This is a genomic window from Streptomyces sp. NPDC085932 (assembly GCF_044540525.1).
GTDB classification, from domain to species: Bacteria; Actinomycetota; Actinomycetes; order Streptomycetales; family Streptomycetaceae; genus Streptomyces; species Streptomyces levis.
This window is the reverse complement of sequence record NZ_JBITSJ010000009.1, coordinates 59,925-86,663: the sequence shown is the minus strand read 5'-3', so window position 1 is coordinate 86,663 and position 26,739 is coordinate 59,925. Positions and strand designations below refer to the sequence as shown.

Genomic DNA, 26,739 nt, shown 5'->3' with positions numbered 1-26,739 from the left:
CGCCCGGCCGGGCGGTTTACGGGACCGGCCCGTGCCGTCGCGCCCTCCGCGCGGACACGGTTCTCCCGGTGTGCCATCGGCTGGGAGGAGCTCACGTGCGCGACCGACGTGCCTGGTCCGCGACGCGGACGGCGGTGGCGGGGCTGGCGTGCGGGGTGCTGGCCCTCGCGCTGCCGGTTCCGCACGCGAGCGCCCGGCCCGGCCCCGACGGCCGGGGCGCCCACCGGGACGTGCGGAGCGCCGCGGTCGTGCTCGACTGGATGCGCACGGCGGACGCCGTCATCGAGGCCGAGGCCAGGCCGGGCCCGGCCGAGACGTTCGTCTGGCAGGCGTACGTCTCCACCGCCGTCTACAACGCGGTCGTGGGCGTCGAGGGCCGCTTCGCGCCCTACAAGTGGGACGGGCGGTCTCCCCGTACGGCCTCCTCCGCGGCGGCAGCCGCCGCGGCGGCGCACCGGATGCTGCGTCACCACTTCCCCGCCGCCGCGCCCCGCCTGGACGACGCCCTGACCGGCACCCTCGCGACGATCCCCGACGGCAGGGCCGAGGACGAGGGCGTGGCGTTCGGCCGGCGCGCCGCCGCCCACGTCATCGAGTTGCGCCGGGACGACGGCCGGGGTGCGCCGGTGTCCTTCCCGGCGCGCCCCCGACCCGGCGTCTGGCGGCCCACCCCGCCCGGTCACGAGCCGTTCGCCGGCGCCTGGCTCGGCAGGATGCGGCCCCTGCTGCTGGACTCCCCCGGCCGGTTCCGCCCCGGCCCGCCGCCTCCGCTCGGCTCGGCCCGCTACGCCCGGGACCTGCACGAACTGGCGCTCTACGGAGGGCGGACCGGCTCGCACCGCACACCGCGGCAGACCGACACCGCCCGGTACTTCGTCGCCCTGGACCTCCAGGGGGCCCTGGGTGACCACGCCACCCGCCACGGCTTCGGCATCGCCGAGACGGCCCGGCTGTACGCGGCGGCCAACACGGCCCAGGCGGACGCCGTCATCACGGCCTGGGACGCCAAGCTCCACTACGGCACCTGGCGGCCCGTCACCGCCCTGCGCGAGGCGGACACCGACGGCAATCCGGCGACCCGGCCGGACCGCCACTGGGAACCGCTGCTCACCACCCCGGCCCACCCCGACTACCTCAGCGGCCACGCCACGATGGGCGGCGCGCTGATGCGCATGCTGACCGGAATCCTCGGCACCGCCCGCGTCGACCTGCGCATCCGGTCGGCCACCACCGGCACGACCCGCCACTACCGCTCGGCCCGCGACTACGAACGGGACGTCAGCGACGCCCGGGTCTGGGGCGGGATCCACACCCGGACGGCCGACGAGGTGGGCGTCGCCACCGGCCGGCGGCTGGCCGACTGGGCGCTGCGGACGTACTTCCGCCCCATTCCCTGACTCCGCCGGCCACGGGACCGCGAGAGCGCTCCGTCACGCCCGGGCAGCCGCCTCGATGACCTGCCGGAGCCCCGCGGCGAGCTGACCGGCCTCGGGCGCGCTCCTCGGGTCGAAGGTCCACTGCGCCATCAGGCCCATCATCAGCGTCAGGTAGAAGTACCCGAGGGTGTCCACCCGGTCCTCCGGCACGTCGTCCTCGTGCCCGCCGTGGAAGAGGGTGACGATGCCGCGCGCCCCCTCCCGCTGGGCCCGCGCGAGATGCTCCCGCACCTCCGGCAGTTGGTCCCCCATGGCCACGATCTCCAGGCTGAGCCGCCACAGCGAGCCCGGTTCCCGCATGGTGGCGATGATGTTCGTCCACACCTCGGCGAACCGCTCCAGCGAGCCCGGCTCGCCCCGCAGTTCGCCACCACCCTCGAAGGCCGCGGACATCCCCTCCACCATCTCGATGTAGGCCTGCGCGAGCAGCGCGTCCTTCGAGCCGTAGTGGTAGCCGATGGACGCGAGGTTGGTCCCCGACTCCTTGACGATGTCGCGCGCGGTGGTGCGCAGGAAGCCCTTGGCCAGCAGGCAGCGCTGGGCGCCTTCCAGCAGATCCTCACGGTGTCCCATGGTGCGCCACCCTACTCCGGCGTCCAGACGGCCGTCTTATACAGCCGTACTAGACAAGCGTTTAAGACGCTCGTACAGTCCTGCCCATGACGACGAACCCGTCCCCTCCCGCCCTCGCCGGCCGCCGCGAATGGACCGCGCTGGGCGTGCTGATGCTCCCGCTGCTCCTGGTCTCCATGGACGTCTCCGTCCTGTACTTCGCGGTCCCGGAGATCAGCGCCGACCTGGAGCCCTCCGGCACCCAGCAGCTGTGGATCTTCGACATCTACGCCTTCGTCCTGGCCGGCCTGCTGATGACGATGGGCGCGGTCGGCGACCGGATCGGCCGCCGCAGGCTCCTGCTGATCGGCGCGGCCGCCTTCGGAGCCGCCTCCCTGGCGGCGGCGTACGCCCACAGCGCCGAGGCGCTGATCGCGGCCCGCGCGGTGCTCGGCATCGGCGGCGCGACCCTGATGCCCTCCACCCTGGCGCTGGTCCGCACGATGTTCACCGACCCCGGGCAGCGCGCGAAGGCGATCGCCCTGTGGTCGGGGGTCATGACCGGCGGCGTCGCGCTCGGCTCGGTGATGAGCGGCGTGCTCGTCGAGTGGTTCTGGTGGGGCTCGGTCTTCCTGGTCAATCTGCCCGCGATGGCCCTGCTGCTGGTCCTCGGCCCGCTCCTGCTCCCCGAGTCGCGCGACCCCGCCCCGGGCCGCTTCGACCTGTGGAGCGTGCCGCTGTCGATGGCGGCGGTGCTCCCGGTGATCTACGGCCTGAAGGAGATCACCTCCGAGGGCTGGAACGTCCGGTACGTCGTCTCGATCACCGTCGGCCTGCTCTTCGCGGCCCTGTTCGTCCACCGCCAGCGCACCTCGGCCTCCCCCATGATCCCACCGGCCCTCTTCCGCGGCCGGGGCCTCGGGCCCGCCGTCGTGCTGAACCTGCTCTCGCTGTTCGCGATGATGGGCTCGGCGTTCTTCACCACCCAGTACATCCAGTCGGTGCTCGGCAAGAGCGCCCTGGAGGCCTCGCTGTGGGCGCTGCTCCCGTCCGTGCCCATCGGTCTGGCGGCCCCGGTCACCGCCCAGGTCGTCCGCAAGGGTGCCTCCCGTGTCGCGGTCGTCACGGCAGGCTTCTCGATCTCGGCCGGTGGCTATGTGCTGCTGGCCCTGGCCGGACCGGACTCCATGGCGGTGGTGCTGACGGCCTGCGGTGTCCTGGCCTTCGGCATCGTGATGGTCACCACCCAGGTCATGGACCTGGCCATGGGCGCGGCCCCGGTGGAGCGGGCGGCGACGGCCTCGTCGCTGATGGAGACCGGCGCGGAGTTCGGCGGCGCCCTGGGCATGGCGGTCCTGGGCTCGATCGGTACGGCGGTCTACCGGCACGAGATGCCCGGCTCCGCCCCGGCCCCCGCCCACGAGACGCTCGGCGGCGCGCTGGCCGTGGCCGGGCAACTGCCGGGGCGCGCGGGGGACGCCCTGGCGGCGACGGCCCGGGAGGCCTTCACCAGCGGGATGAACGCGGCGGCCCTCGCGGGGGCGGCGGTGCTGCTGGGCGCGGCGGTGTTCGGGGCGCTGACGCTCCGGCGCGTCCCCGGCTTCCACGGGCCGGACACACAGAACGCCGGACCGGCTGAGAAGCTCAGCCGGTCCGGCGTCTGAGGGACGAACCGCGCCCGGGGGCCGGGCCCCCGGGAAGGTCAGGCCAGGTTCACCGAACGGGCGGACGTGGCGCCGATCTCGGCGGCCACCTCGGCCAGCACCGACGGGGTGACCGTGTCGTCGACGGTGAGGACGGCCAGCGCCTCACCGCCGGCGACGGCACGCGAGACCTGCATACCGGCGATGTTGATGCCCGCCTCGCCCAGGATGCGGCCGACCGTGCCGACGACACCCGGCCGGTCCTCGTACCGCAGCACCGCCATGTGGTCGGCGAGCGCGAGGTCCACGTCGTAGTCCCCGACGGCGACGATCTTCTGGAGGTGCTTCGGGCCGGCCAGCGTGCCGGAGACCGACACCTCCTCGCCGTCGGCGAGGGTGCCGCGCACCGTGACGACGTTGCGGTGCTCGGTCGCCTCGGAGCTGGTGGTCAGGCGCACCTCGACACCGCGCTCCTGCGCGAACAGCGGGGCGTTGACGTACGACACCGTCTCGTCGACGACGTCCTCGAAAACACCCTTGAGGGCCGACAGCTCCAGCACCTTCACGTCGTGCTGGGTGATCTCGCCGTAGACCTCGACGTCGAGGCGGACCGCGACCTCGCCGGCGAGCGCGGTGAAGATCCGGCCCAGGCGCTCGGCCAGCGGCAGACCCGGCTTGACGTCCTCGGCGATGACACCGCCCTGCACGTTCACCGCGTCCGGCACGAGCTCGCCGGCGAGGGCGAGGCGCACCGAGCGGGCGACGGCGATACCGGCCTTCTCCTGCGCCTCGTCCGTGGAGGCACCGAGGTGCGGGGTGGCGACGACCTGGTCGAACTCGAACAGCGGGGAGTCCGTGCAGGGCTCCTTCGCGTACACGTCGAGACCGGCCCCGGCGACCCGGCCCTCCTTCAGCGCCGAGTACAGCGCCTCCTCGTCGACGATGCCGCCGCGCGCGGCGTTGACGATGCGCACGCTCGGCTTGACCTTGCGCAGCGCCTCGTCGCCGATCAGGCCGAGGGTCTCGGGGGTCTTGGGGAGGTGGACGGTGATGAAGTCGGAGACCTCCAGCAGCTCGTCCAGCGACAGCACCTTGACGCCCATCTGCGCGGCCCGGGCGGGCTGCACGTACGGGTCGTAGGCGACGACCTTCATGCCGAAGGCGGACATGCGCTGCGCGACGAGCGCGCCGATGCGGCCGAGGCCGACGACGCCGAGGGTCTTCTCGGCCAGCTCGACACCCGTGTACTTGCTGCGCTTCCACTCGCCGTTCTTCAGCGCGGCGTTGGCCTGCGGGATGTTGCGGGCGGTGGCGAGGAGGAGACCGCAGGCCAGTTCGGCGGCGGTCACGATGTTCGAGGTGGGGGCGTTGACGACCATCACGCCGGCCTTGGTGGCGGCGGAGACGTCCACGTTGTCCAGGCCGACGCCGGCTCGTGCGACGACCTTGAGCTTCTTCGCGGCGGCGATCGCCTCGGCGTCGACCTTGGTGGCCGAACGGATCAGGATCGCGTCCACGTCGGCGATGGCGGGGAGCAGTTCGGCTCGGTCCGCGCCGTTGCAGTGCCGGATCTCGAAGTCCGGGCCCAGCGCGTCGACGGTGGCGGGCGACAGCTCTTCAGCGATGAGTACGACGGGTTTCGAGCTCACGTGAGTCCTCACAAGTCCAGTGCTGCGGACGGCCGTCCCGACGGCCGCAGGCGGTGGAGGGGTGCTTGCCGCGTGGAAGACGCACGACGCTGTGGGCCTGACGCGTATATGTGCAGCAGTGTAGTGGTGCGGCGGGGGGCGTCCTGCGCGTTGGCGGAAGGATCACCCGGACGGGAAAGGGCCCGTCCGCGGCGTCGGTGCCGCGGCCGGGCCCTGGGGGCTCACGCCTCCTCGTCGACCCAGCTCATGAGCTTGCGCAGCTCCTTGCCGGTGGTCTCCAGCAGGTGCTCGGAGTCCTGCTTCTTGTACTCGTTGTACTTCTTCAGACCGCCGTGGTACTCGTCCATCCAGTTCTTGGCGAACGTGCCGTCCTGGATCTCGGCGAGGACCTTCTTCATCTCGGCCTTGGTGGCGTCCGTGATGATGCGCGGGCCGGTGACGTAGTCGCCCCACTCGGCGGTCTCGGAGATGGACCAGCGCATCTTCTCCAGGCCGCCCTCGTACATGAGGTCCACGATCAGCTTCAGCTCGTGCAGGCACTCGAAGTAGGCGATCTCCGGCTGGTAGCCGGCCTCGGTCAGCGTCTCGAAGCCCGCCTTGACCAGCGCCGCGGTGCCACCGCACAGGACGGCCTGCTCACCGAACAGGTCGGTCTCGGTCTCCTCGGTGAAGGTCGTCTTGATGACGCCGGCGCGGGTGCCGCCGATGCCCTTGGCGTAGGACAGGGCCAGCTGGAAGCCGTTGCCCGTGGCGTCCTGCTCGACGGCCGCGATGCACGGAACGCCGCGGCCCTCCTCGTACTGGCGGCGGACCAGGTGGCCCGGGCCCTTCGGGGCGACCATGCAGACGTCGACGCCGGCCGGGGGCTTGATGAAGCCGTAGCGGATGTTCAGGCCGTGACCGAAGAACAGGGCGTCCCCGTCGTTCAGGTTCGGGGCGATGTGCTCCTCGTAGACCTGGGCCTGGATCGGGTCCGGGACGAGGATCATGATGACGTCGGCCTCGGCGGCGGCCTCCGACGGGCTCACCACGCGCAGGCCCTGCTCCTCGGCCTTGGCCTTGGACTTGGAGCCCTCGTGCAGACCGACGCGGACGTCGACACCCGAGTCACGGAGCGACAGCGCGTGGGCGTGGCCCTGGCTGCCGTACCCGATGACCGCGACCTTGCGGCCCTGGATGATGGACAGGTCGGCGTCGGCGTCGTAGAACAGCTCGGCCACTTTGGGTTCTCTCCTCGGGAGTGCAGGTGTTGCGTCCCACCGTATGACGGGGGGCGGAAGGGAAGTCTGAGGGTCTCGGAATACGGGCGGCCGACGGCGCGCCGACCGCCCGTTCCGGGTGTTACGCCGACCGGTCCAGGGCGCGCAGCGACCGGTCCGTGATGGAACGGGCACCGCGGCCGATGGCGATCGTGCCGGACTGGACGAGCTCCTTGATGCCGTACGGCTCCAGCATCTTGAGCATCGCGGAGAGCTTCTCGCCGGATCCGGTGGCCTCGATGGTGACGGCCTCCGGGGAGACGTCGACGGTCTTGGCGCGGAACAGCTGGACGATCTCGACGATCTGGGAGCGCGTCTCGTTGTCGGCGCGCACCTTCACCAGGACGAGTTCGCGCTGGACGGCCTGCGACGGCTCCAGTTCGACGATCTTCAGCACGTTGACGAGCTTGTTGAGCTGCTTGGTCACCTGCTCCAGCGGCAGGTCCTCCACCCCCACGACGATGGTGATCCGGGAGATGTCGGGGTGCTCGGTGACACCGACGGCGAGCGAGTCGATGTTGAAGCCTCGGCGGGAGAAGAGGGCGGCGATCCGGGCCAGGATGCCGGGGGTGTTCTCCACCAGGACGGAGAGCGTGTGCTTGGACATGGTCTTCTTACGTCTCTCTCGCTCAGTCGTCTTCGTTGTCGCCGAAGTCGGGGCGGACGTCCCGGGCGGCCATGATCTCGTCGTTGGAGGTGCCGGCGGCGACCATCGGCCAGACCATGGCGTCCTCGTGGACGATGAAGTCGACGACGACGGGGCGGTCGTTGATGGCGTTCGCCTCCTCGATGACCTTGTCGAGGTCGTCCGGGGACTCACAGCGGATGGCGTGGCAGCCCATGGCCTCCGAGAGCTTCACGAAGTCGGGGACGCGGGTGCCGCGGGCCTCCGGGTTGACGTCGTCCGGGCCGGAGTGCAGGACGGTGTTGGAGTACCGCTGGTTGTAGAAGAGGGTCTGCCACTGGCGGACCATCCCGAGGGCGCCGTTGTTGATGACGGCGACCTTGATCGGGATGTTGTTCAGGGCGCAGGTGGTGAGCTCCTGGTTGGTCATCTGGAAGCAGCCGTCGCCGTCGATGGCCCAGACGGCCCGGTCGGGGGCCCCGGCCTTGGCGCCCATGGCGGCCGGGACGGCGTAGCCCATCGTCCCGGCGCCGCCGGAGTTGAGCCAGGTGCCGGGCTTGTCGTACTCGATGAAGTGGGCGGCCCACATCTGGTGCTGGCCGACGCCCGCCGCGAAGATCGTGCCCTCGGGAGCGAGCTGCCCGATGCGCTCGATGACCGCCTGCGGGGAGAGCGAGCCGTCGCCGGGCTGGTCGTAGCCGAGCGGGTAGGTCTCGCGCCAGCGGTTCAGGTCGTTCCACCACATGCTGTAGTCGCCCTGGTGGCCGTCGCCGTGCTCCTTCTGGACGGCCTGGATCAGGTCGGCGATGACCTCGCGGGCGTCGCCGACGATCGGCACGTCGGCGGCGCGGTTCTTGCCGATCTCCGCCGGGTCGATGTCCGCGTGGACGATCTTTGCGAACGGGGCGAAGCTGTCCAGCTTGCCGGTGACGCGGTCGTCGAAGCGGGCGCCGAGGGCGACGATCAGGTCGGCCTTCTGCAGGGCGGTGACGGCCGCGACCGAGCCGTGCATGCCGGGCATGCCCAGGTGCTGCGGGTGCTTGTCGGGGAACGCGCCGAGCGCCATCAGCGTGGTGGTGACGGGCGCGCCGGTCAGCTCGGCGAGGACCTTCAGCTCGGCGGTGGCCTTGGCCTTGAGCACACCGCCGCCGACGTAGAGCACGGGCCGGCGGGCCTGGGTGATCAGCTTGGCGGCCTCGCGGATCTGCTTGGCGTGCGGCTTGGTCACCGGGCGGTAGCCGGGCAGGTCCATGGTGGGCGGCCAGGAGAAGGTCGTCTTCGCCTGGAGGGCGTCCTTGGCGATGTCGACCAGGACCGGGCCGGGGCGGCCGGTGGAGGCGATGTGGAACGCCTGCGCGATGATCCGCGGGATGTCCTCGGCCTTGGTGACGAGGAAGTTGTGCTTGGTGATCGGCATGGTGATGCCGACGATGTCGGCCTCCTGGAAGGCGTCCGTGCCGATCGCCTTGGACGCCACCTGACCGGTGATCGCGACCAGCGGCACGGAGTCCATGTGCGCGTCGGCGATCGGGGTGACCAGGTTGGTGGCGCCGGGGCCCGAGGTGGCCATGCAGACGCCGACCTTGCCGGTGGCCTGCGCGTAGCCGGTGGCGGCGTGTCCGGCGCCCTGCTCGTGGCGGACCAGGACGTGGCGCACCCTGGTGGAGTCCATCAGCGGGTCGTAGGCCGGGAGGATCGCACCGCCGGGAATGCCGAATACCGTGTCGGCGCCGACCTCCTCGAGAGAGCGGATGAGGGACTGCGCGCCCGTCACCTGCTCGGGGGCGGAGTGTCCTCCGGATCGGGGCCGGGGCTGCGGGTGGTGGGCCCCGGTGGCCTGCTCGGTCATCGGCATTCTCTTCTCAGATGCTGAGGGTTTTTGCGAGGTTCGTGCGGTTTTCGGCTGCTGCACGGGGGGTGCCTGTGCAACAAAAAACCCCTCGTGCCATAAGGCAAGCGAGGGGAGCGCGCCGGGTGGGGTCGCTGAGCGGTCGAGGCTCAGCGTCAGCCGACGCGCTGTCCAAGTACGAGAATTCGGGTGCGCATGGCACAGACCCTCCCCCCGGCACGCACTCACTGTCAAGTGGGTGGGACGGGAGTCTCATTATGTGAACGGAGGGCCGTGCCGCCTCCGATGACGGCGGACACGTTCGCGCTGTACACCCGGCCCGCGCCGCCCGCCAGGGCCGGTTCGGCCGGTGCATGCGGCAGCGGGTAGTGGCCGCCCGCGAGCGCCCGGCGCAACCGGTACTCGTCCAGCGGCCCGGAGAAGGCCATGCCCTGCCCGTGGGTGCACCCCATGGCGCGCAGGGCGACCACCTGCTCGGGCAGATCGACCCCCTCGGCCACGGATTGCAGCCCCAGGTCACCGGCGATGCGCAGCAGCCCGCTGGTGATCTTGTGCAGCCGGGCGGACTCGACGACGCCCTCGACCAGACCGCGGTCGAGTTTGAGGATGTCGACGGGCAGCCTCCTGAGGGCCGTGATCGCCGCACAGCCGTTGCCGAAGCCGTCGAGCGCGATCCGTACGCCGACGCGCCGCAGGGCGCCCAGACGCCGCTCCAGCTCGTCCAGCGGGACTCTCGGGTCCGCGTCGGACAGCTCGATGACCAGCGAGCCGGACGGCAGGCCGTGCCGGGTGAGCAGTGCCTCGATCGTGCCGAGCGGCATGGACTTGTCCAGCAGCCGGCGGGCGCTCATCCGGACGGCGACCGGCACGGACAGCCCGGTCGCGTGCCGTTCGGCGGCCTGCTCGACGGCCTCCTCGATCATCCAGCGGCCCAGCTCGGCGGTCCTGTCGCTGTCCTCGGCCACGCGCAGGAACTCCGCCGGGGTGAAGAGCACCCCCTGGGAGGAGCGCCAGCGCGCCTGCGCGGACACCGACGCGATCCGGCCGTCCGCCAGGCACACCACCGGCTGGTGCAGCAGGGCGAACTCGCCGTCGTGCAGCGCGGCGCGCAGCCGGGTGGCCAGCTCCGCCTTGCGCACGACGTCCTGCTGCATCTGCGGCTTGTACAGCTCGACACGGCCCTTGCCGCCGGCCTTGGCCCGGTACATCGCCAGGTCCGCGTTGCGCAGCAGCTCGCCCGCGCCGAGGCCCGGTTCGGCGAAGGCCACGCCGATGGAGGCGTTGACACGGACATCGTTGCCGTCGATGAGGTAGGGCTGGGACAGCGTCGTCCTGAGGCGGTCGGCGAGCTCCAGGATGTGCCGTTCCCGGGCCTGTCGGTCGCGGGTGTTGTCGCCGACGATCAGGGCCGCGAACTCGTCCCCGCCGAGCCGAGCCGCGGTGTCGCCCTGGCGGACCGAGTCCTGCAGTCTGCGGGCGGCCTGGACGAGCAGCTCGTCCCCGGCCTGGTGCCCGATGGTGTCGTTGACGGCCTTGAAGCCGTCGAGGTCGATGAAGAGCACGGCCGTGTTGCGCAGGGCCAGGCCCCGGTCGGAGGCGCGGCGGCCGGACAGCGCGTGCTGGACGCGCTGGGTGAACAGGGCGCGGTTGGGCAGGTCCGTGAGCGGGTCGTGCTCGGCGTTGTGCTGCAACTGGGCCTGCAGCCGGACCCGTTCGGTCACGTCCCTGCTGTTGAAGATGAGGCCGCCGTGATGGCGGTTGACGGTCGACTCGACGTTCAGCCAGCCGCCGTCGCCCGAGCGGAAGCGGCACTCGATGCGCGTGGTGGGCTCCTCGACCGGGTTGGCGGCGAGGAATCTGCGCACCTCGTGCACGACGCAGCCGAGGTCCTCGGGGTGGATGAGATGGGCCAGCTCCGTGCCCACCAGTTCCTCCGCCGGGCGGCCGTAGACGCCGGCCGCGGCCGGGGAGACGTAGCGCAGGACACCGGTGGGGGCGGCGATCATGATGACGTCGCTGGAGCCCTGGACCAGGGAGCGGAAGTGGTTCTCCTTCTGGGCCAGTTCCTGGGTGAGGGTGATGTTGTCGAGCAGCATGATGCCCTGGCGCACCACCAGCGCGAGCACGACCGTGCCCCCGGTCAGCAGGACCACGCGGTCCACGCTGCGGCCGTTGAGGACGTTGTAGAGGATGCCCAGGGTGCACACGGCGGCCGCCAGGTACGGCGTGAGCGCGGCGAGGGAGCCGGCGATGGGCCGGGCGGCCGGGTAGCGGCTGTGCTCCCCTCCGGGCAGGGCCGGGAGGGAGTGGGGGCCGCTGCGCTGTCCGGGCACGTGCTCGTGCACGACGCGGGTGTGCCCCGCCGCGCCGTGCCGGTCCGGGCCGTGCCGGTCGCCCTCCGCCGCGCGGGGCGCGGCCCACGGGGCGTAGGCCAGGAGCAGCGAGCCCGCGAACCAGCCCGCGTCGAGCAACTGGCCGGAGCGGTAGTCGTGGTGCATCAGCGGCGAGGTGAACAGGGCGTCGCACATCACGGTCAGCGCGAGCGCGCCGATGGCGGTGTTGACCGCCGAGCGGTTCACCGAGGACCGCCGGAAGTGCAGCGCCAGCACCATGCTGACCAGCGCGATGTCGAGCAGCGGGTAGGCCAGCGACAGCGCGGTGTGCGCCACGTCGGGCCCTTCGGACCTCGCGGCCTGGGCGAGGGCGAGGCTCCAGGCCAGGGTGAGCAGCGAGCCGCCGATCAGCCAGGCGTCGAGCCCCAGGCAGACCCAGCCGGCCTTGGTCACCGGCCGCTTGGCGAGGACCAGCAGCCCGACGATCGCGGGCGGCGCGAAGCAGAGGAAGAACAGGTCGGCGTAGCTGGGGCTGGGCACGGGCAGGCCGAGGACCACCTCGTACCACCCCCAGACCAGGTTGCCCAGGGACGCCATCGCCGAGGAGAGGCCGAACAGCAGCCAGGCGGATCGAAAGCGGGTGCGGCGGCTTCGGGCGTAGAGGAAGCACGACACGGAGGCGGTGGCCGCCGCGGCGCTGAGCCCGAAGTCGCCCATGATCAGGGCCATCTCGCGCGAGCCCCAGCCGAACGCGGCGCCGATGGCGTATCCCGCGCAGGCCAGCGCCAGGACGAGTTGGAGGGCCAGGCCCGGCCGGTGGCCGCGGGCGGGCATGCGGGGCAGCAGCGCACTCTGGGGGGCCGGAGACTGTGCCCGCAGCGCTCCGTCCAGCGTGGTGGTCGGGGGCGCGCTCACCGGACGCTCCCGGTCCGTGTCGCTCCGGGGTCCCGCGGGCGCCGATGGACCGGCTGGGCCTGCCTCCTGCGGCTGCCGGGCCTGCGGCGGTGATGGCTGTGATCGGTGTGCCGGTCGCTGTGCTGGGCGCGGTGGCCGCCGTGATCGGCGGGCCGGCCGCGTCTGCCCGCGGCCGTCCGCCAGGGTCGCCGCCGGCCGCCCTGCCCCGTCGGATCGCTCGTCCATAGGCCGTGCATCGCCTGTCGCCCCCCTCACAGTCCTGAAGTGTCCGTCCCCGGCGCCGAACGTGCCCCGGCGCAGCCCCTGTCGGGACGATACACCAGTCTCGTCACTCAGGGACATAGGTTCTCTACTCTCCGTGACGATCAACAGATATATGAGTACCCACCGCGCCCGGAGGATTGCGGACGGTACTCGAAGTCGGTCAGCCGGTGGGTGCACCCGTCGTGAGGATCACGTTGCGGAGCGGCTCCCGGTTCACATGGCGGCTCAACTGGTCCACCAGGAGCCGCTTGGCGCGCGGCAGGAACGCGGAGGTGGGACCGCCGGCATGAGGGCTGATCAGTACCCCCGGCGCACGCCACAGGGGGTGTTCGCGCGGCAGGGGCTCGGGGTCGGTGACGTCCAGGGCGGCGGTGAGGCGGCCGCTCTCCAGTTCGGCGAGCAGGGCCTTGGTGTCCACGACGGGGCCCCGGGCCACGTTGACCAGCAGCGCACCGTCCTTCATGCGGGACAGGAAGTCGGCTCCGGCCAGGCCGCGGGTGGTCTCCGTGAGCGGCGTGGACAGGATCACGACGTCCGCCGCGGGGAGCAGCGCGGGGAGTTCGGTGAGCGGGTGCACCGGCCCGCGCGCCGTGGTGCGCTCGGAGCGCGCGACGCGCGCCACCCGCGCCGGCTCGAACGGAACGAGCCGGTCCTCGATGGCGGAACCGATCGATCCGTATCCGACGATGAGCACGTTCTTGTCGGCGAGCGCGGGCCGGAAGCCGCCGAGCCACTCCCGGCGCTCCTGGGCGCGCACGAAGTCGGGGATCCCGCGCAGCGACGACAGGATCAGCGCCAGGGTGAGCTCGGCGGTGCTGGCCTCGTGGACCCCGCGCGCGTTGCACAGCCGCACGCCCGGACGCAGCCGCCCCAGGCCCGGCTCGACGTGGTCGATGCCCGCGGAGAGGGTCTGCACGACCTCGACGCGGCTCATCCGCGCCAGGGGACGTACGCACAGCGCGCTGGGCTTCATATAGGGGACGACGTAGAAGGCGCAGTCGGCCGGGTCGGCGGGGAAGTCCTCGGCGCCGTCCCAGAAGCGGTACCGCGGCCCCTCGGGGAGTCCCTCGATCTCGTCCGGCGGGATGGGCAGCCACACGTCAGCAGTCATGCTCCGGAGGCTATGTCAGGAGCGCGCCACGGCAGAGGTTAGGTTGGGGTGGCCGGAACAGGGAGGGTCACGACCAGGTGGAGCGCAGGACGATCGGCGCGGGCGCACTCGCGGTGGGGGCCGTCGGACTCGGGTGCATGCCGATGAGCTGGGCCTACAGCACCTCGCGGCAGCGTGGCGAGGAGTCGCTCAGGGCGGTGCACCGGGCGCTGGACCTGGGCGCGTCCCTGCTGGACACGGCCGACATGTACGGCCCGTTCACCAACGAGCTGCTGGTGGGGCGGGCGTTGAAGGAGCGGCGCTCGGACGCCTTCGTGTCGACGAAGGTCGGGCTGCTCGTGGGCGACCAGCACATCGTCGCCAACGGCCGCCCCGGCTACGTGAAGCGGGCCTGCGACGCCTCGCTGCGACGGCTTCAGACGGACGTCATCGACCTCTACCAGCTGCACCGGGCCGACCCGGAGGTGCCCGTCGAGGAGACCTGGGGCGCGATGGCGGAGCTCGTCCAGGCCGGGAAGGTGCGGGCGTTGGGGTTGTGCGCGGTGGGCGCCCGGTCCTCGCGCCGGGGCGGCAGCGGGCTGCACGACGCGACGATCCGGCAGCTGGAGCGGGTGCAGCAGGTCTTCCCGGTGAGCGCGGTGGAGGCGGAGCTGTCGGTGTGGTCGCCGGAGGCGCTGGAGGCCCTGCTGCCGTGGTGCGCGACCCGCGGGGTCGGCTTCCTCGCCGCGATGCCGCTGGGCAACGGCTTCCTGACCGGGCGGCTGCGGCCCGGCGCGGGCTTCGAGGCGGACGACCTGCGCGCCCGGCACCCCCGCTTCACGGCCGAGATGATGGCCGCGAACCAGCCGATCGTCGCGGGCCTGCGCCGAGTGGCCCGCCGGCACGGCGACGGCGTCTCGCCCGGCCAGGTCGCCCTGGCGTGGGTGCTCGCCCAGGGCCGGCACGTGGTGCCGGTCCCGGGGACGAAGCAGGAGCGCTGGGTCACGGAGAACGCGGCCGCCGCGGGTCTGCGGCTGGAACCCGAGGACCTCAGGGAGATCGCGGAGCTGCCCCCGGCCCAGGGCTCGTGGGACTGAGCGGGCGCGGCAGCCGGGTGTGAACCGCCCCCCCCCGGACGTAAGGGGCGAACCCCCTGTTCACGGTTGGACGTTCCGTGATCGGGAACCTGGGAGGCGCGAGCGGTGTATGACAGGGAGAACCCCGCCGCGTCGAAGGGACCATGATCGTGCAACGTCGAGCCGTCCCGGCCGTGTTGGCCGCCGCAGCGCTCCTGCTGACCGCCGGCTGTTCCTCCGACGACGGAGGGCCGGCCGGCGCCGACGCGAGCGCCTCCCCGAGCCGCACGGCACCCGGCTCGTCCGCGCCGCCGCGCCAGGCCGGCGAGGAGACACCCCCCGCGAAGGGCTCGGTCACGGTGGTCCGTACCGTCGCCGAGGGCCTGGAGTCCCCCTGGGGCCTCGCCCCGCTGCCGGGCGGCGGCCTGCTCGTCTCCTCCCGCGACGAGGGGACGATCGTCCGGGTCGACGAGAAGACCGGCAGGAAGACCGAGCTCGGCGAGGTGCCCGGGGTCGCGGCGGAGGGCGAGGGCGGCCTCCTCGGCATCGCGCTCTCGCCCGACTTCGCCTCCGACCACATGGTCTACGCGTACTTCACCTCGGCCGGCGACAACCGCGTCGTCCGCATGCTCTACGACGCCGGCAAGCCCGCCGGCGAGCAGCTCGGCGCGCCCGACACGGTCTTCCGGGGCATCCCCAAGGGCTTCATCCACAACGGCGGCCGGATCGCCTTCGGCCCGGACGGGATGCTGTACGTCGGCACGGGTGAGAGCGGCGAGACCGGTCTGTCCCAGGACCGGGACTCCACGGGCGGCAAGATCCTGCGGCTGACCCCGGAGGGCGAGCCGGCCCCGGGCAACCCGTTCTCCGGCTCGCCGGTGTACTCGTACGGCCACCGCAATGTGCAGGGTCTGGCCTGGGACACCAAGCAGCGGCTGTTCGCCTCGGAGTTCGGGCAGGACACCTGGGACGAGCTCAACGCGATCAAGCCGGGCGGCAACTACGGCTGGCCGGAGGCGGAGGGGAAGTCCGACGACTCGGGGTTCCGGAACCCCGTCGACCAGTGGAGCACGGCCGAGGCCTCCCCCAGCGGCATCGCCTACGCCGAGGGCTCGGTCTGGATGGCGGGCCTGCGCGGCAAGCGGCTGTGGCGCATCCCGCTGAACGGCACCGCGGCCTCGGCCGAGCCGCAGGCGTTCCTGGAGGGCGAGTACGGCCGGCTGCGCACGGTCGTCCCGGCGGGCGGCGACCGCCTGTGGCTGGTGACCAGCAACACGGACGGCAGGGGCGCCCCGGAGGACGGCGACGACCGGATCCTGGAACTGCGCGTGAAGTAGGCGAGGGACTCCGGGGACTCCGAGGACTCCGAGGACTCCGAGGACTCCGGGGACTCCCGGGACTCCGGGGACTCCGGGGACTCCGGGGACTCCGGGGACTCCCGGGACTCCGGGGGCGCCTAGTCCTCCTCGTCGTCCTCGGATTCCGTCGGCGGGCGTACGACGACCTTGCCGGACGCCAGGTCTATCGGGCCGCGTCCGGGGTCGGCGTCGCCGACGTCCTCGCGGGTCAGCTCCAGGCGCTTCTGCTCGTCGCGGGTGTGCTTGCGGCCGGGCGAGAACAGTTCCTCGAACATGTTGAACAACGGAGCCTCCCTGGGCCGCGGCGCTCGCGACGTCCCCTCCAGCGTATGCCTCAGCCCGCCGGCCGTGACGTGAGCGATCCGGCCGGGAACAGACCCAGCCGGTGCGCCACCGCGGCCGCCTCTCCGCGGCCCGAGACGCCGAGCTTCGCGAGGATGTTGGAGACATGGACGCTCGCGGTCTTCGGGGAGATGAACAGCTCCTGCGCGATCCGGCGGTTGGTGTGGCCGGCGGCCACCAGCCGCAGCACGTCCCGTTCCCGGCTGGTCAGGCCGAGGGCCTCGGCGGGGTCGGCGGCGGCCCCGGCCGGTTCGACGGCGGGGACGAGGACGAGACGGGCGCGCCGGGCGAGGGCGTCGGCGGCGTCGGCGAGGGGCCGGGCGCCCAGGTGGCGGGCGACGCCGCGGGCGAGACGGAGCAGTTCCGTGGCCCGGTCGCGCTCGTCCTCACCACCGGCCGTGAGCAGGGCCTCGGCCAGGCGGAGGCGGACGCGGGCGAGGTCGTAGGGGCGGCCCAGGGGTTCGAAGGCGGTGACCACGTCCGACCAGGCCTGCGGGGCGGAGCGGCCGGCGGCGCGGTGCAGCTCCGCGCGGACCCACTGCTCGTGGGCGAGCCACACGGGGGCGTTGGTGGTCAGGCGCTTGACCGTGGCGAAGATCCGCTCCAGGACCTCCTCGCGGCCGTCGCGCGCGGCGGGCAGCTCGCGGGTGTCGGCCTCGGCGGTGGCCGCCTGGAGCAGCAGCGGCCAGGCGTAGCGCTGGGTACCGGGCGGGAAGCCGGAGCGCAGGGTGCGGGTCAGTTCGGCGCGGGCGTCGGGCAGGCGGCCCTCGGCGACGGCGACCCCGATGGTCAGGCCGGCGATCGGCAGGTCGTGCTGCGGCATCGGGTCGTGCGGGCCGTACGAGGCGCGGCCCTCGGCGAGATGCCGGGCCGCCTCGGCCACCCGGCCGCGGGCGAGGGCGAGGAACGCCAGGATGTTGGCGCCGGCGCCGTGCGGCCCTGCCGTCTGCGCGCGCCGCTGGGCGTTGGCCGCGGCCTCGGCGGCCTCGTCCCAGCGGCCCAGGGAGACGAGCGACTCGGCGAGGTTGCCCCAGACCCAGCCCTCGGCGTCCCGCAGGCCCATCTCCGAGGTGAGCCGCAGGCCCTCGCGCAGGATGGCCACGGACTCCTCGGAACGGCCGACGCCTTCCAGGGCGGAGGGCAGGTTCACATGGCTGCGGCCCACGATCGGCGCCAGGCCGCGGACCACCACCTCGTCCTTGACCTCGTACATGTGCGCCAGCCCGGCCTCGATCTGCCCGGCGTCCACCATGAGTCCGCCGAGGGTGAGCCGGGCGTTGGACTCGATGGCGTCGGCGCCCACCATGCGCGCGTACTCCACGGCCCGTTCGGCGGCCGTCAGGGCGTCGGGACCCGGTTCGTGCAGCATCGACCAGTGGGCGGCGGTGGCGAGCACCTCGGCGTGCACCGCGGACGGCGGCAGCCCGCGGACCAGCTCCTGGGCGGTGGCGATCTCCTTCCAGCCGTCGCCGCGGGCGAGCCCCTGCACCAGCCGGGAGCGCTGGATCCAGAACCAGGCGGCGCGCTGGGGGTCCCTGCCCTTCACCCGCGGTGGGGAGCCTGCCGCGGGGCCGTTCTCCTCGTCGAGGAGGCGCAGCGCCCGCTTGGTGATCTTCAGGGCGCGCTCGCGCTCCCCGCAGAGCCGTCCGGCCACGGCCGCCTCGGCCAGCAGGTCGAGGTGGCTCAGCGCGGTGGTGGCCGGGTCGCAGCCGCAGGGTGGGTAGACCTCGGCGTAGTCGGCCGGGCGCAGGGTCGCGCGCACGGCGTCGGGGGCGGAGTCCCACAGCTCCATCGCGCGTTCGAGCAGCCGGAGTTGCTCGGAGTAGGCGTGGCGGCGGCGGGCCTCGACGGCGGCGTCAAGGACGGCGGGCAGGGCCTTGGCGGCGTCGTGGGCGTGGTACCAGTAGCTGGCCAGGCGGGTGGCCCGCTGGTCGGCGGGGACGAGGGTCGGGTCGGTCTCCAGGGCCTCGGCGTAGCGGCGGTTGAGGCGGGAGCGCTCGCCGGGGAGCAGGTCGTCGCTGACGGCCTCGCGGACCAGGGAGTGGCGGAAGCGGTAGCCGTCGCCGCCGGGCGCGGGGGTGAGGATGCCGGCGTTCACGGCGGCCCGCAGCGCCTCGATGAGGTCGTCCTCGGCGAACCGGGCGACGGCGGCGAGCAGCCGGTACTCGACGGTGGAGCCGCCCTCGGCGACGATCCGGGCGACCTGCTGGGCGGACTCGGGCAGTCCCTCCACGCGGACGAGCAGCAGATCGCGCAGGGAGTCCGTCAGGCCGGTGGAGCAGCCCTCGTGGGCGGCGACGGCGAGTTCCTCGACGAAGAAGGCGTTGCCGTCGGATCGGGCGAAGATCGCGTCGACCTGGTCCGGGTCGGGTTCGTGGGCGAGGATGCCGGCGACCTGGAGGCACACCTCGTCGCGGGTGAAACGGGCGAGTTCGAGGCGGCGGACGGTGCGGAGCCGGTCGAGTTCGGCGAGCAGGGGCCGCAGCGGGTGGCGGCGGTGGATGTCGTCGGAGCGGTAGGTGGCCAGGACGACGAGGCGGCCGGTGCGCAGGGTGCGGAACAGGTAGGAGAGCAGGTGGCGGGTGGAGGCGTCCGACCAGTGCAGGTCCTCCAGGGCGAGGACGACCGTGTGCTCGGCGGCGACGCGCTCCAGCAGGCGGGCGGTGAGCTCGAAGAGGCGGGCCATGCCGTCCTCGTCGTGCCGGCCGGAGCCGGATTCGCCCAGCTCGGGCAGGAGCCGGGCCAGCTCCTCCTCCTGCCCGGCGGCCGCGGCGGCCAGCTCGGCGGGCAGGGCGCGGCGCAGGGCGCGCAGGGCCGTGGAGAAGGGGGCGAAGGGCAGCCCGTCGGCACCGATCTCGACGCAGCCGCCGAGCGCGACGACCGCGCCGTGGCGGCGGGCGGCGCCGGTGAACTCCTCGACCAGCCGGGTCTTGCCGACGCCGGCCTCCCCGCCGATGAGCAGGGCCTGCGGCTCTCCCTCGCGGGAGCGGACGAGCGCGTCGTGCAACGCGCCCAACTCCTCGGCGCGGCCGACGAACACGGGGCTGACGGACCTGGTCTCCACGGCCCCGAGCATCGCACGCGGGTCCGACACCCCGGCACCGGTTTTCGCGGCCACGGCGCCCTCACGGCTCATACCGGCCTCCCCACGAGCGACTCCGGAACGCCCGGGCGCTGACCCGGCAGACCCCGCCCCCACCCCGCACGGGCCCCACCAGGTCCCGCCCAGGCCCGGGCGCCGGCTCCGGCCGGACGGTCGGGGCACCCGTGCGCTCGGTCACGGCAGGCGTGCGGTCGGCCTCGGCAGCCGCGTGGCCGATTCCCGTAGCCGCGTGGCCGGTCGCGGCAGCCACGTGGCCGGTCCCTGGTGTTGTCGTGCGGGCGGGTGGCGGGCTCGTGCGAGCGGCCGCGGCCACCGTGGGGGTGGTCGCGGCCGCTGTGTTCACGCGCGCGGTGCCGGCCGTCGGCCCGTCCGGGGCGGCCGTTCCCGCTTCCCCGTTCACGCGGCCCGGGCCGAGCGCAACCGCCGGAAGGGGCGGCTATGGCTCTCGTGCTCCGCGGCCCCGTGGCCGGCTGCGCGGCGGGCCTCGCGGCGGGCGCGGGTGGCCTCGCGGACGCGGCGCTCGTGGTCGGCCCGGCGGATGAGGTCGGCGGTGCGCAGCTGCTGGAGTTCGTACTCGTACATGGCGTGTCCTTGGTGAGAGACCGTCCCGGAGGGGTTCCTCCGCGATGTCTCCACCTTCGTCTCCCAGGCGGGGCCGCCACATCGGGAGAGTTCCGCATCTTGGGAGCCCGGCGGGGCCTTAGACACGCGTGAGGGGTCTTAGGCCCTCCGTAAGGTGCTTACGGAGGGACTGAGACCCCTCGGAGCCGCGGCGGCTCAGCTCGCGGACGGCAGCCCGAGCAGCACGCCGGTGTACTTGAGGACGGCCAGGAACAGGCCGATGACGCCGAGCGCGACACCCGCCCAGGCGACCGACTTGATCCACGGCGCCTGGACACGGCCGGGCGTGCCGAACGCGGGGCGGGCGAGCACCACGACGCCGACGACCAGCGCGGTCAGCGCGAACAGGCCGGCCCACAGCGCGGTGGTCTGCCAGGCGTCGCCGTAGACGGCCTGGATCTGCTTGGCCACGCTCGCGTTCTGCGCGGTCTCCAGCTGGCCGATCAGGTTGCGGCGGGCGGAGGCCACCGTGCCGACCCAGCTGCCGGTGAGCGAGACGACGCCCAGCGCGGCGGAGACCACGGCACCGGCGCCCTGGCCGACTCCCTGGGAGCCGTCCTCCTTGGTCACGGGGGCCGGGGCCTCGGACCCGGTCACCTCGTCGGACTCGGTGATGTCCACCGCCTTCTCGTCGGTCGTGGCCTCGGTGGCCTCGGTCTCGTCCACTGCGTTCGTTGCCATGTCTCGCACCGTAGGGTCGCTGTCTGAGAAGTCTCTTAATGATCGCTGTGACCGGCACGCGCGCGTGCCGCGCGCCACTCGGGCGCCAGCACCGACCAGACTTCGAGGTCGTGCCGTACGCCACCGTAGTGGTGAGCCGCGCGGCGCACGCCGTCGCGGGTCATGCCGAGTCGCCGCGCCACGTTCAGGCTCGGCTGGTTGCCCGAGGCGGCGACCCATTCGACGCGGTGGATGCCGCGCTGCTCGACGGCCCAGTCGATCAGCACCCGCATCGCGCGGGTGACGAGCCCCCGGCCGGTCCCGGCGGGCTCCAGCCAGCAGCCGACCTCGCAGGTGCCGTTCGCCGCGTCGAAGTTGAGGAACAGCACACCGCCGACGAGCGTCCCGTCCAGCCACAGGCCGTGCAGGGAGCCGGTGTCGGCGGCCCGCATGTCGGCGTAGACCTGGAGCTTCGCCCGGGCGGAGAGCAGGTCCGTCTCGGTCGTCCCGAACGGGATGTACCGGCCGATGAAGTCCCGTCCGCGTTCCAGGTGGGCCAGGAACTCGGCGGCGTGCCAGGGCTCCAGGGGCCTCAGCTCGGCGTCGTCACCCAGGGATATCGCGTACATCCCGCTGTCGCTCCTCCTCCGCCAGGACGTCCGCCACCTCGGCGTCCGTCGCGGCGGCCAGCCTCTCATGGGAGGCACGCGTCTCGGGCGGCTCGATGCTGATGCGCGGCATGCGCCGGTCGAGCCATCGGGGCAGCCACCAGTTGGCGCCGCCCAGCAGGTGCATCAGGGCGGGCACGAGCAGGGTGCGCAGGACGAAGGCGTCCAGGGCGACGGCGGCCGCGAGGGCGATGCCGAACATGGCGATCACCCGGTCGCCGCTGAGCACGAAGGCGAGGAAGACGGAGATCATGATGACCGCCGCCGAGTTGATGACCCGGCTGGTCTCGGCGAGGCCGACGCGGACGGCCCGCCGGTTGTCGCCGGTCTCCAGCCACTCCTCGTACATCCGGCTCACCAGGAAGACCTGGTAGTCCATGGACAGGCCGAAGAGCACCGACACCATGATCACGGGCAGGAAGGGCTCGATGGGCCCGGCGCTGCCGAGGCCGAGCAGTTCGCTCCCCCAGCCCCACTGGAAGATCGCGACGACCACGCCGAAGGCGGAGGCGACGGCGGCGACGTTCATCGCGGCGGCCTTCAGCGGGATGCCGATCGACCGGAAGGCCAGCAGGAGCAGCAGACAGCCGAGGCCGATCACCACCCCGACGAAGACGGGCAGCTTGGAGACGATGACGTCGGCGAAGTCGTCGTAGCCGGCCGTCATGCCGCCGACCTGCACGTCCAGCGAGGTACCGGACTCGGCGCGCGGCAGCACCTCCCCGCGCAGCCGGTCCACGAGGTCGCTGGTCCGCTCGGACTGCGGCGAGGAGTCGGGGACGACGGTGAGGTACGCGCTGTGGCCGCCGGAGCCGAACGTCACCGGGGTGACCGAGGCGACGCCGTCGGTGGCGCGCAGGGTGGCGTCGAGGTTGTCCAGGGCGAGCTTGTCGCCGGCCCCGTCGACCTCGGTGACGAGGGTGAGCGGGCCGTTCACGCCGGGGCCGAAGCCGTCGGCGAGCAGGTCGTAGGCCTGCCGGGTGGTGGCGGTGCGCGGGTCGTTGCCCTGGTCGGAGGTGCCCAGGTGCAGGGAGAAGGTGGGCAACGCGAGGACGGCCATCACGGCCAGCGCGACCACGCCGAGGAGCTTGGGGTGGCGCTCGACGAACGCCGACCAGCGGGCCGCGAAGCCGGTGGGCAGCTCGGGCTCGGGCCCGTGCTCGGCCAGCCGGCGGCGCTCGCGGCGGCTGAGGGCGCGCATGCCGATCAGGGACAGCAGGGCGGGCAGCAGGGTCACGGACGCCGCGACGGTGAGGATCACCGTGAGGCTCGCCGCTATGGCGACGCCGTTGAGGAAGCTCAGCCGGAGGATCAGCATGCCGAGCAGCGCGATGCAAACGGTGGCACCCGCGAACACGACGGCCCGTCCCGTGGTCTGGACGGCGTTCGTGGCGGCCTCGGTGACGGACAGCCCGCGTTTGAGACCCCGCCGGTGCCGGGTGACGATGAACAGCGCGTAGTCGATGCCGACGCCGAGCCCGATCAGCATGCCGAGCATGGGGGCGAAGTCGGCGACGGTCATGGCGTGCCCGAGCAGCACGATGCCGGCGTAGGCGGTGCCGACGCCGACCAGGGCCGTGGCGATGGGCAGCAGGGAGGCCGCGAGCGAGCCGAAGGCGAGGAACAGCACCACCGCGGCGACGAGCACGCCGACGATCTCCGCCATGTGCCCGCCGGAGGACTGGGTGAGCGCGACCGCGCTGCCGCCCAGCTCCACTTGGAGCCCGTCGCTCTCGGCGCTCTTCGCGGTGTCGACGACCGCCCGCGCCTCGCCCTCGGCGATGTCCTCGGCCCGGTCGTCGAAGGTGACCGTGGCGTACGCCGTGCGGCCGTCCGCGCTGATCCGGCCGCTGCCCGGCCCGTCGTAGGGGCCGGTGACCGAGGCCACGCCGGGGAGGTTCTCGATGCGGTCCAGGGTGCGGGTCATCGTCTGCTCGACGTCGGCGGCGCGGACGCTGCCGGAGTCGGTGTGCCAGACGACGGTGTCACTGTCGCCGCCGAGCTGCGGGAAGCCCTCGTGCAGCAGCTCGGTGGCGCGGCCGGACTCGGTGCCGGGGACCTGGTAGTCGTTCGAGTACGTGGTGCCGGCGACGGCGGCGCCCGTGGCGACCCCCGCGAAGGCGAGGAGCCACAGCAGAACGGTGACCAGACGGCGTCGGACACACCAGCGTGCGAGGGCTGCCACGAATCGTGCTCCCAGAGTTACTTTTTGTGGATCTTTGACCGGGAACAGTCGTCCATGAACTGAACAGCCCGCAAAGAACGCATGAGCAATGCGAAGCCACTCTTACAGGTGAACGAGATCGTTTGTCGGTTTCGTGGGTTTCTTCACAGCGGTCGCGGCCCGCCGCGATCAGTCGAACTGGTCCCCCAGCGCCATGACCATGACTCCGGCGACCAGCAGCCACAGCGCGCGCCGGGTGCGGCCCCGGGAGCCGAGCAGGGCGGCGGCCGCGCACACGGCGGCGCCCGTGGCGTACGCGGCCGGGACGAGGGCCGGGGCGGAGCGGGCGAGGCGGAGCAGCGCGGCGGCCAGACCCGCGAGGGCGAGGGCGCCCCCGGTGCCGGCGGCGGTCCAGCGGGCCCGGCGGGCGTCTTCCCACAGGTCCTCGGCGTCGTCCTGTTCCGGCCGGTCTTCGGGGTCGTCCTGCTCCACGGCCGTCTCCGAGTCCGCTATCTCCGGGTCGGTGTCGGAATCAGCGCGTCCACTCATGGCCGAGACGGTAGCGCGTCGGCCGGAAAAACCGGGTGCGGGGGCCGGACACCCGCTGCTAACGTCCGCGCGTCCGAGCGACACCCGCGGCATCCCGCCGCCCGGCCGAAGCAGGTGCGTTGTTTGACGGTCCGACCGAGCTCCTCCGCATTCTCTCTCTTCCTCAAGGACTCAAGGAGCCCGTTCACCGATGTCGGACATCACTTCCCGGACCCCGAACGACCCCCTCGCTGACCGGGTGAGCCACCCCGGCTACCCGCGCAGCAACGGCTACGACGCCCGCTGGACCATCGACAACCAGATGGGTCCGCACGCGCTGTGGCTGCTGGAGTGGCTGGCCCCGGCCCTGGGGCTCGACACCCTGAGCCCCGGCTCGCGCGTGCTCGACCTGGGCTGCGGCCGCGCCATGACGTCGATCTTCCTGGCCAAGGAGTACGACGTCCAGGTCACCGCCGCCGACCTGTGGATCAAGCCCGACGAGAACGCCGGGCGCATCGCCGGGGCGGGCGTCGCCGACCGCGTGCTGCCGGTCCTCGCCGAGGCGCACGACCTGCCGTTCGGCGAGCACACCTTCGACGCGATCGTCTCCGTCGACGCCTACCAGTACTTCGGCACCGACGACCTGTACCTGCCGCAGCTGACGCGGCTGCTGAAGCCCGGCGGGCGGATCGGCGTCGTCGTACCGGCGCTGCGCGAGGAGATCGACGGCGTCGAGCCGCCGGAGCACCTCGGGCCGTACTGGGAGCCCGCCTTCTGGTGCTTCCACACGGCCGCCTGGTGGCGCCGCCACTGGACCCGCAGCGGGGCCGTGGAGGTCGAGACGGCTGACTGGCTCCAGGACGGCTGGCGCGACTGGCTGCGCTGGAGCGAGGCCGTGGCCGACGAGCACACCGACCCGTGGCACGTCGAGATGGCCGGCCGGTCGGCCGAGATGCTGCGCCTCGACCGGGGCCGCACGCTGGGCTTCGTCCGGGTCGTCGGGCGCCGCCAGTAAGTGCATGACGAGGGGGGATGCACCGGCTCCGGTGCATCCCCCCTCGGTCGCGTCCGCGGGCGGGCTCAGCCCTCGCCGACGCCCAGCTTCTGCAGGATCAGCTCCTTGACGCGCGCCGCGTCGGCCTGGCCCCGGGTCGCCTTCATGACCGCGCCGACCAGGGCGCCGGCCGCGGCCACCTTGCCGCCGCGGATCTTGTCCGCGACACCCGGGTTGCCGGCGATCGCCTCGTCGACGGCCGCCGTCAGCGCACCCTCGTCGGAGACGACCTTCAGGCCGCGCTTGTCGACGACCTCGTCCGGGGTGCCCTCGCCCGCGAGGACGCCCTCGATGACCTGGCGCGCCAGCTTGTCGTTCAGGTCGCCCTTCGCGACGAGCTCGGTGACCCGGGCCACCTGCTGCGGCGTGATCGCCAGCTCGTCGAGCGCCTTGCCGGACTCGTTGGCGCTGCGGGCCAGCTCGCCCATCCACCACTTGCGGGCGGACGCCGCGTCGGCCCCGGCGTCGATGGTGGCGACGATCGGCTCCAGCGCACCGGCGTTGAGGATCGCCTGCATGTCGGTGCCGCTGATGCCCCACTCCTCGCGGAGCCGGTTGCGGCGGACCAGCGGCAGCTCGGGCAGGGAGGCCCGGATCTCCTCGACCCACTCGCGGGACGGGGCGACCGGCACCAGGTCGGGCTCCGGGAAGTACCGGTAGTCCTCGGCCTCCTCCTTCACGCGGCCCGAGGTCGTCGACCCGGTGTCCTCGTGGAAGTGCCGGGTCTCCTGCACGATCGTGCCGCCGGAGGACAGCACGGCCGCGTGCCGCTGGATCTCGAAGCGGGCCGCGCGCTCCACGGACCGCAGCGAGTTGACGTTCTTCGTCTCCGAGCGCGTGCCGAACTTCTCGGTGCCGTGCGGGCGCAGCGACAGGTTCACGTCGCAGCGCATCTGGCCCATCTCCATGCGAGCCTCGGAGACACCCAGCGCCCGGATGACCTCGCGCAGCTCACGGACGTAGGCCCGCGCGACCTCGGGAGCCCGCTCGCCGGCGCCCTCGATCGGCTTGGTGACGATCTCGATGAGCGGGATGCCGGCGCGGTTGTAGTCCAGCAGGGAGTGGGACGCGCCGTGGATACGGCCGGTGGCACCGCCGACATGGGTCGACTTGCCGGTGTCCTCCTCCATGTGGGCGCGCTCGATCTCCACGCGGAAGGTCTCGCCGTCCTCCAGCTGCACGTCGAGGTAGCCGTCGAAGGCGATGGGCTCGTCGTACTGGGAGGTCTGGAAGTTCTTCGGCATGTCCGGATAGAAGTAGTTCTTCCGGGCGAAGCGGCACCACTCGGCGATCTCGCAGTTCAGCGCGAGGCCGATCTTGATGGCGGACTCGACGCCGGTCGCGTTGACGACCGGGAGCGCGCCGGGCAGGCCGAGGCAGACCGGGCAGGTCTGCGTGTTGGCGTCCTGGCCGAGGGCGGTCGAGCAGCCGCAGAACATCTTGGTCTTGGTGCCGAGTTCGACATGGACCTCAAGGCCCATGACGGGGTCGTAGGACGCGAGGGCGTCCTCGTACGACACCAGGTCGGTCGTGGTGGTCACGGTGAAGGT

Annotated in this window: 20 protein-coding genes; 5 read left to right on the top strand and 15 right to left on the bottom strand. The window is 72.7% G+C overall.

What is annotated here, in order from left to right; genetic code table 11:
- Positions 1-95: 95 nt before the first annotated feature.
- A complete protein-coding gene (locus ACIGAQ_RS35205; protein WP_399790257.1) occupies positions 96-1,397 on the top strand; it encodes a vanadium-dependent haloperoxidase in 1,302 nt (433 codons plus the stop codon).
- 33 nt (positions 1,398-1,430) lie between these two features.
- Here ACIGAQ_RS35205 and ACIGAQ_RS35200 read toward each other — a convergent pair whose 3' ends face one another.
- Positions 1,431-2,009, bottom strand: coding sequence for a TetR/AcrR family transcriptional regulator (locus tag ACIGAQ_RS35200; RefSeq protein WP_311685524.1), 579 nt, complete (start codon positions 2,007-2,009; stop codon positions 1,431-1,433).
- An 86-nt stretch (positions 2,010-2,095) separates the two neighbouring features.
- Here ACIGAQ_RS35200 and ACIGAQ_RS35195 point away from each other — a divergent pair, with 86 nt between their 5' ends.
- Positions 2,096-3,652: an MFS transporter gene (locus ACIGAQ_RS35195; protein ID WP_399790254.1), complete on the top strand. Its 1,557-nt coding sequence runs from the start codon at positions 2,096-2,098 to the stop codon at positions 3,650-3,652.
- Positions 3,653-3,690: 38 nt separating this feature from the next.
- On the opposite strand, the gene serA is transcribed toward ACIGAQ_RS35195, so the two are convergent.
- The 6 genes from serA to ACIGAQ_RS35165 all read right to left on the bottom strand — a co-directional run bounded on the left by serA (position 3,691) and on the right by ACIGAQ_RS35165 (position 13,636).
- Positions 3,691-5,280 (bottom strand): phosphoglycerate dehydrogenase, encoded by a 1,590-nt coding sequence (gene serA, locus ACIGAQ_RS35190; protein WP_094056256.1) that lies wholly within the window; start codon positions 5,278-5,280, stop codon positions 3,691-3,693.
- Positions 5,281-5,501: 221 nt separating this feature from the next.
- A complete protein-coding gene (gene ilvC / locus ACIGAQ_RS35185; protein WP_311685529.1) occupies positions 5,502-6,500 on the bottom strand; it encodes a ketol-acid reductoisomerase in 999 nt (332 codons plus the stop codon).
- 121 nt (positions 6,501-6,621) lie between these two features.
- Positions 6,622-7,146 (bottom strand): acetolactate synthase small subunit, encoded by a 525-nt coding sequence (gene ilvN, locus ACIGAQ_RS35180; RefSeq protein ID WP_010048631.1) that lies wholly within the window; start codon positions 7,144-7,146, stop codon positions 6,622-6,624.
- A gap of 22 nt (positions 7,147-7,168) precedes the next feature.
- Positions 7,169-9,013 carry an acetolactate synthase large subunit gene (locus tag ACIGAQ_RS35175; protein ID WP_311685534.1) on the bottom strand — a complete coding sequence of 615 codons (1,845 nt, stop codon included), beginning with the start codon at positions 9,011-9,013 and terminating at the stop codon, positions 7,169-7,171.
- 230 nt (positions 9,014-9,243) lie between these two features.
- Positions 9,244-12,261: a putative bifunctional diguanylate cyclase/phosphodiesterase gene (locus ACIGAQ_RS35170; protein WP_399790248.1), complete on the bottom strand. Its 3,018-nt coding sequence runs from the start codon at positions 12,259-12,261 to the stop codon at positions 9,244-9,246.
- A gap of 424 nt (positions 12,262-12,685) precedes the next feature.
- Complete coding sequence (locus ACIGAQ_RS35165) at positions 12,686-13,636, bottom strand: 2-hydroxyacid dehydrogenase (RefSeq protein WP_311685538.1); 951 nt, start codon at positions 13,634-13,636, stop codon at positions 12,686-12,688.
- A 77-nt stretch (positions 13,637-13,713) separates the two neighbouring features.
- Here ACIGAQ_RS35165 and ACIGAQ_RS35160 point away from each other — a divergent pair, with 77 nt between their 5' ends.
- Complete coding sequence (locus ACIGAQ_RS35160) at positions 13,714-14,712, top strand: aldo/keto reductase (RefSeq protein WP_399790245.1); 999 nt, start codon at positions 13,714-13,716, stop codon at positions 14,710-14,712.
- A 143-nt stretch (positions 14,713-14,855) separates the two neighbouring features.
- Positions 14,856-16,028, top strand: coding sequence for a PQQ-dependent sugar dehydrogenase (locus tag ACIGAQ_RS35155; protein WP_311685542.1), 1,173 nt, complete (start codon positions 14,856-14,858; stop codon positions 16,026-16,028).
- 119 nt (positions 16,029-16,147) lie between these two features.
- Here ACIGAQ_RS35155 and ACIGAQ_RS35150 read toward each other — a convergent pair whose 3' ends face one another.
- The 7 genes from ACIGAQ_RS35150 to ACIGAQ_RS35120 form a co-directional block, all read right to left on the bottom strand.
- On the bottom strand, positions 16,148-16,324 hold the full coding sequence (locus ACIGAQ_RS35150; protein ID WP_399790580.1) for a DUF6191 domain-containing protein: 177 nt from the start codon (positions 16,322-16,324) through the stop codon (positions 16,148-16,150).
- Positions 16,325-16,383: 59 nt separating this feature from the next.
- Complete coding sequence (locus tag ACIGAQ_RS35145; protein ID WP_311685545.1) at positions 16,384-19,527, bottom strand: AAA family ATPase; 3,144 nt, start codon at positions 19,525-19,527, stop codon at positions 16,384-16,386.
- A gap of 363 nt (positions 19,528-19,890) precedes the next feature.
- Positions 19,891-20,076: a hypothetical protein gene (locus tag ACIGAQ_RS35140; protein WP_311685547.1), complete on the bottom strand. Its 186-nt coding sequence runs from the start codon at positions 20,074-20,076 to the stop codon at positions 19,891-19,893.
- A gap of 195 nt (positions 20,077-20,271) precedes the next feature.
- On the bottom strand, positions 20,272-20,796 hold the full coding sequence (locus ACIGAQ_RS35135) for a hypothetical protein (RefSeq protein WP_311685549.1): 525 nt from the start codon (positions 20,794-20,796) through the stop codon (positions 20,272-20,274).
- Positions 20,797-20,831: 35 nt separating this feature from the next.
- Complete coding sequence (locus ACIGAQ_RS35130; RefSeq protein WP_399790240.1) at positions 20,832-21,404, bottom strand: GNAT family N-acetyltransferase; 573 nt, start codon at positions 21,402-21,404, stop codon at positions 20,832-20,834.
- Positions 21,382-23,628 carry an MMPL family transporter gene (locus tag ACIGAQ_RS35125; protein ID WP_399790237.1) on the bottom strand — a complete coding sequence of 749 codons (2,247 nt, stop codon included), beginning with the start codon at positions 23,626-23,628 and terminating at the stop codon, positions 21,382-21,384. Before ACIGAQ_RS35125 ends, ACIGAQ_RS35130 begins: the two co-directional genes overlap by 23 nt.
- A 168-nt stretch (positions 23,629-23,796) precedes the next feature.
- Positions 23,797-24,156 (bottom strand): hypothetical protein, encoded by a 360-nt coding sequence (locus ACIGAQ_RS35120; RefSeq protein ID WP_399790234.1) that lies wholly within the window; start codon positions 24,154-24,156, stop codon positions 23,797-23,799.
- Positions 24,157-24,346: 190 nt separating this feature from the next.
- On the opposite strand from ACIGAQ_RS35120, the gene ACIGAQ_RS35115 reads away from it, so the two are divergent.
- Positions 24,347-25,150 carry a methyltransferase domain-containing protein gene (locus ACIGAQ_RS35115; RefSeq protein WP_311685556.1) on the top strand — a complete coding sequence of 268 codons (804 nt, stop codon included), beginning with the start codon at positions 24,347-24,349 and terminating at the stop codon, positions 25,148-25,150.
- A 65-nt stretch (positions 25,151-25,215) separates the two neighbouring features.
- Here ACIGAQ_RS35115 and gatB read toward each other — a convergent pair whose 3' ends face one another.
- Positions 25,216-26,730: an Asp-tRNA(Asn)/Glu-tRNA(Gln) amidotransferase subunit GatB gene (gene gatB / locus ACIGAQ_RS35110; RefSeq protein ID WP_399790230.1), complete on the bottom strand. Its 1,515-nt coding sequence runs from the start codon at positions 26,728-26,730 to the stop codon at positions 25,216-25,218.
- Positions 26,731-26,739: the final 9 nt, after the last annotated feature.

What these genes read in the sequence shown, in the direction of transcription:
- ACIGAQ_RS35140 (WP_311685547.1), bottom strand. Translation starts at nt 20,076, where the DNA reads ATGTACGAGTACGAACTCCAGCAGCTGCGCACCGCCGACCTCATCCGC.
- ACIGAQ_RS35130 (WP_399790240.1), bottom strand. Translation starts at nt 21,404, where the DNA reads ATGTACGCGATATCCCTGGGTGACGACGCCGAGCTGAGGCCCCTGGAG.
- ACIGAQ_RS35200 (WP_311685524.1), bottom strand. Translation starts at nt 2,009, where the DNA reads ATGGGACACCGTGAGGATCTGCTGGAAGGCGCCCAGCGCTGCCTGCTG.
- ACIGAQ_RS35195 (WP_399790254.1), top strand. Translation starts at nt 2,096, where the DNA reads ATGACGACGAACCCGTCCCCTCCCGCCCTCGCCGGCCGCCGCGAATGG.
- ACIGAQ_RS35175 (WP_311685534.1), bottom strand. Translation starts at nt 9,013, where the DNA reads ATGACCGAGCAGGCCACCGGGGCCCACCACCCGCAGCCCCGGCCCCGA.
- ACIGAQ_RS35165 (WP_311685538.1), bottom strand. Translation starts at nt 13,636, where the DNA reads ATGACTGCTGACGTGTGGCTGCCCATCCCGCCGGACGAGATCGAGGGA.
- ACIGAQ_RS35150 (WP_399790580.1), bottom strand. Translation starts at nt 16,324, where the DNA reads ATGTTCGAGGAACTGTTCTCGCCCGGCCGCAAGCACACCCGCGACGAG.
- ACIGAQ_RS35135 (WP_311685549.1), bottom strand. Translation starts at nt 20,796, where the DNA reads ATGGCAACGAACGCAGTGGACGAGACCGAGGCCACCGAGGCCACGACC.
- ACIGAQ_RS35115 (WP_311685556.1), top strand. Translation starts at nt 24,347, where the DNA reads ATGTCGGACATCACTTCCCGGACCCCGAACGACCCCCTCGCTGACCGG.
- ilvN (WP_010048631.1), bottom strand. Translation starts at nt 7,146, where the DNA reads ATGTCCAAGCACACGCTCTCCGTCCTGGTGGAGAACACCCCCGGCATC.
- ACIGAQ_RS35155 (WP_311685542.1), top strand. Translation starts at nt 14,856, where the DNA reads ATGATCGTGCAACGTCGAGCCGTCCCGGCCGTGTTGGCCGCCGCAGCG.
- ACIGAQ_RS35120 (WP_399790234.1), bottom strand. Translation starts at nt 24,156, where the DNA reads ATGAGTGGACGCGCTGATTCCGACACCGACCCGGAGATAGCGGACTCG.
- ACIGAQ_RS35145 (WP_311685545.1), bottom strand. Translation starts at nt 19,527, where the DNA reads ATGAGCCGTGAGGGCGCCGTGGCCGCGAAAACCGGTGCCGGGGTGTCG.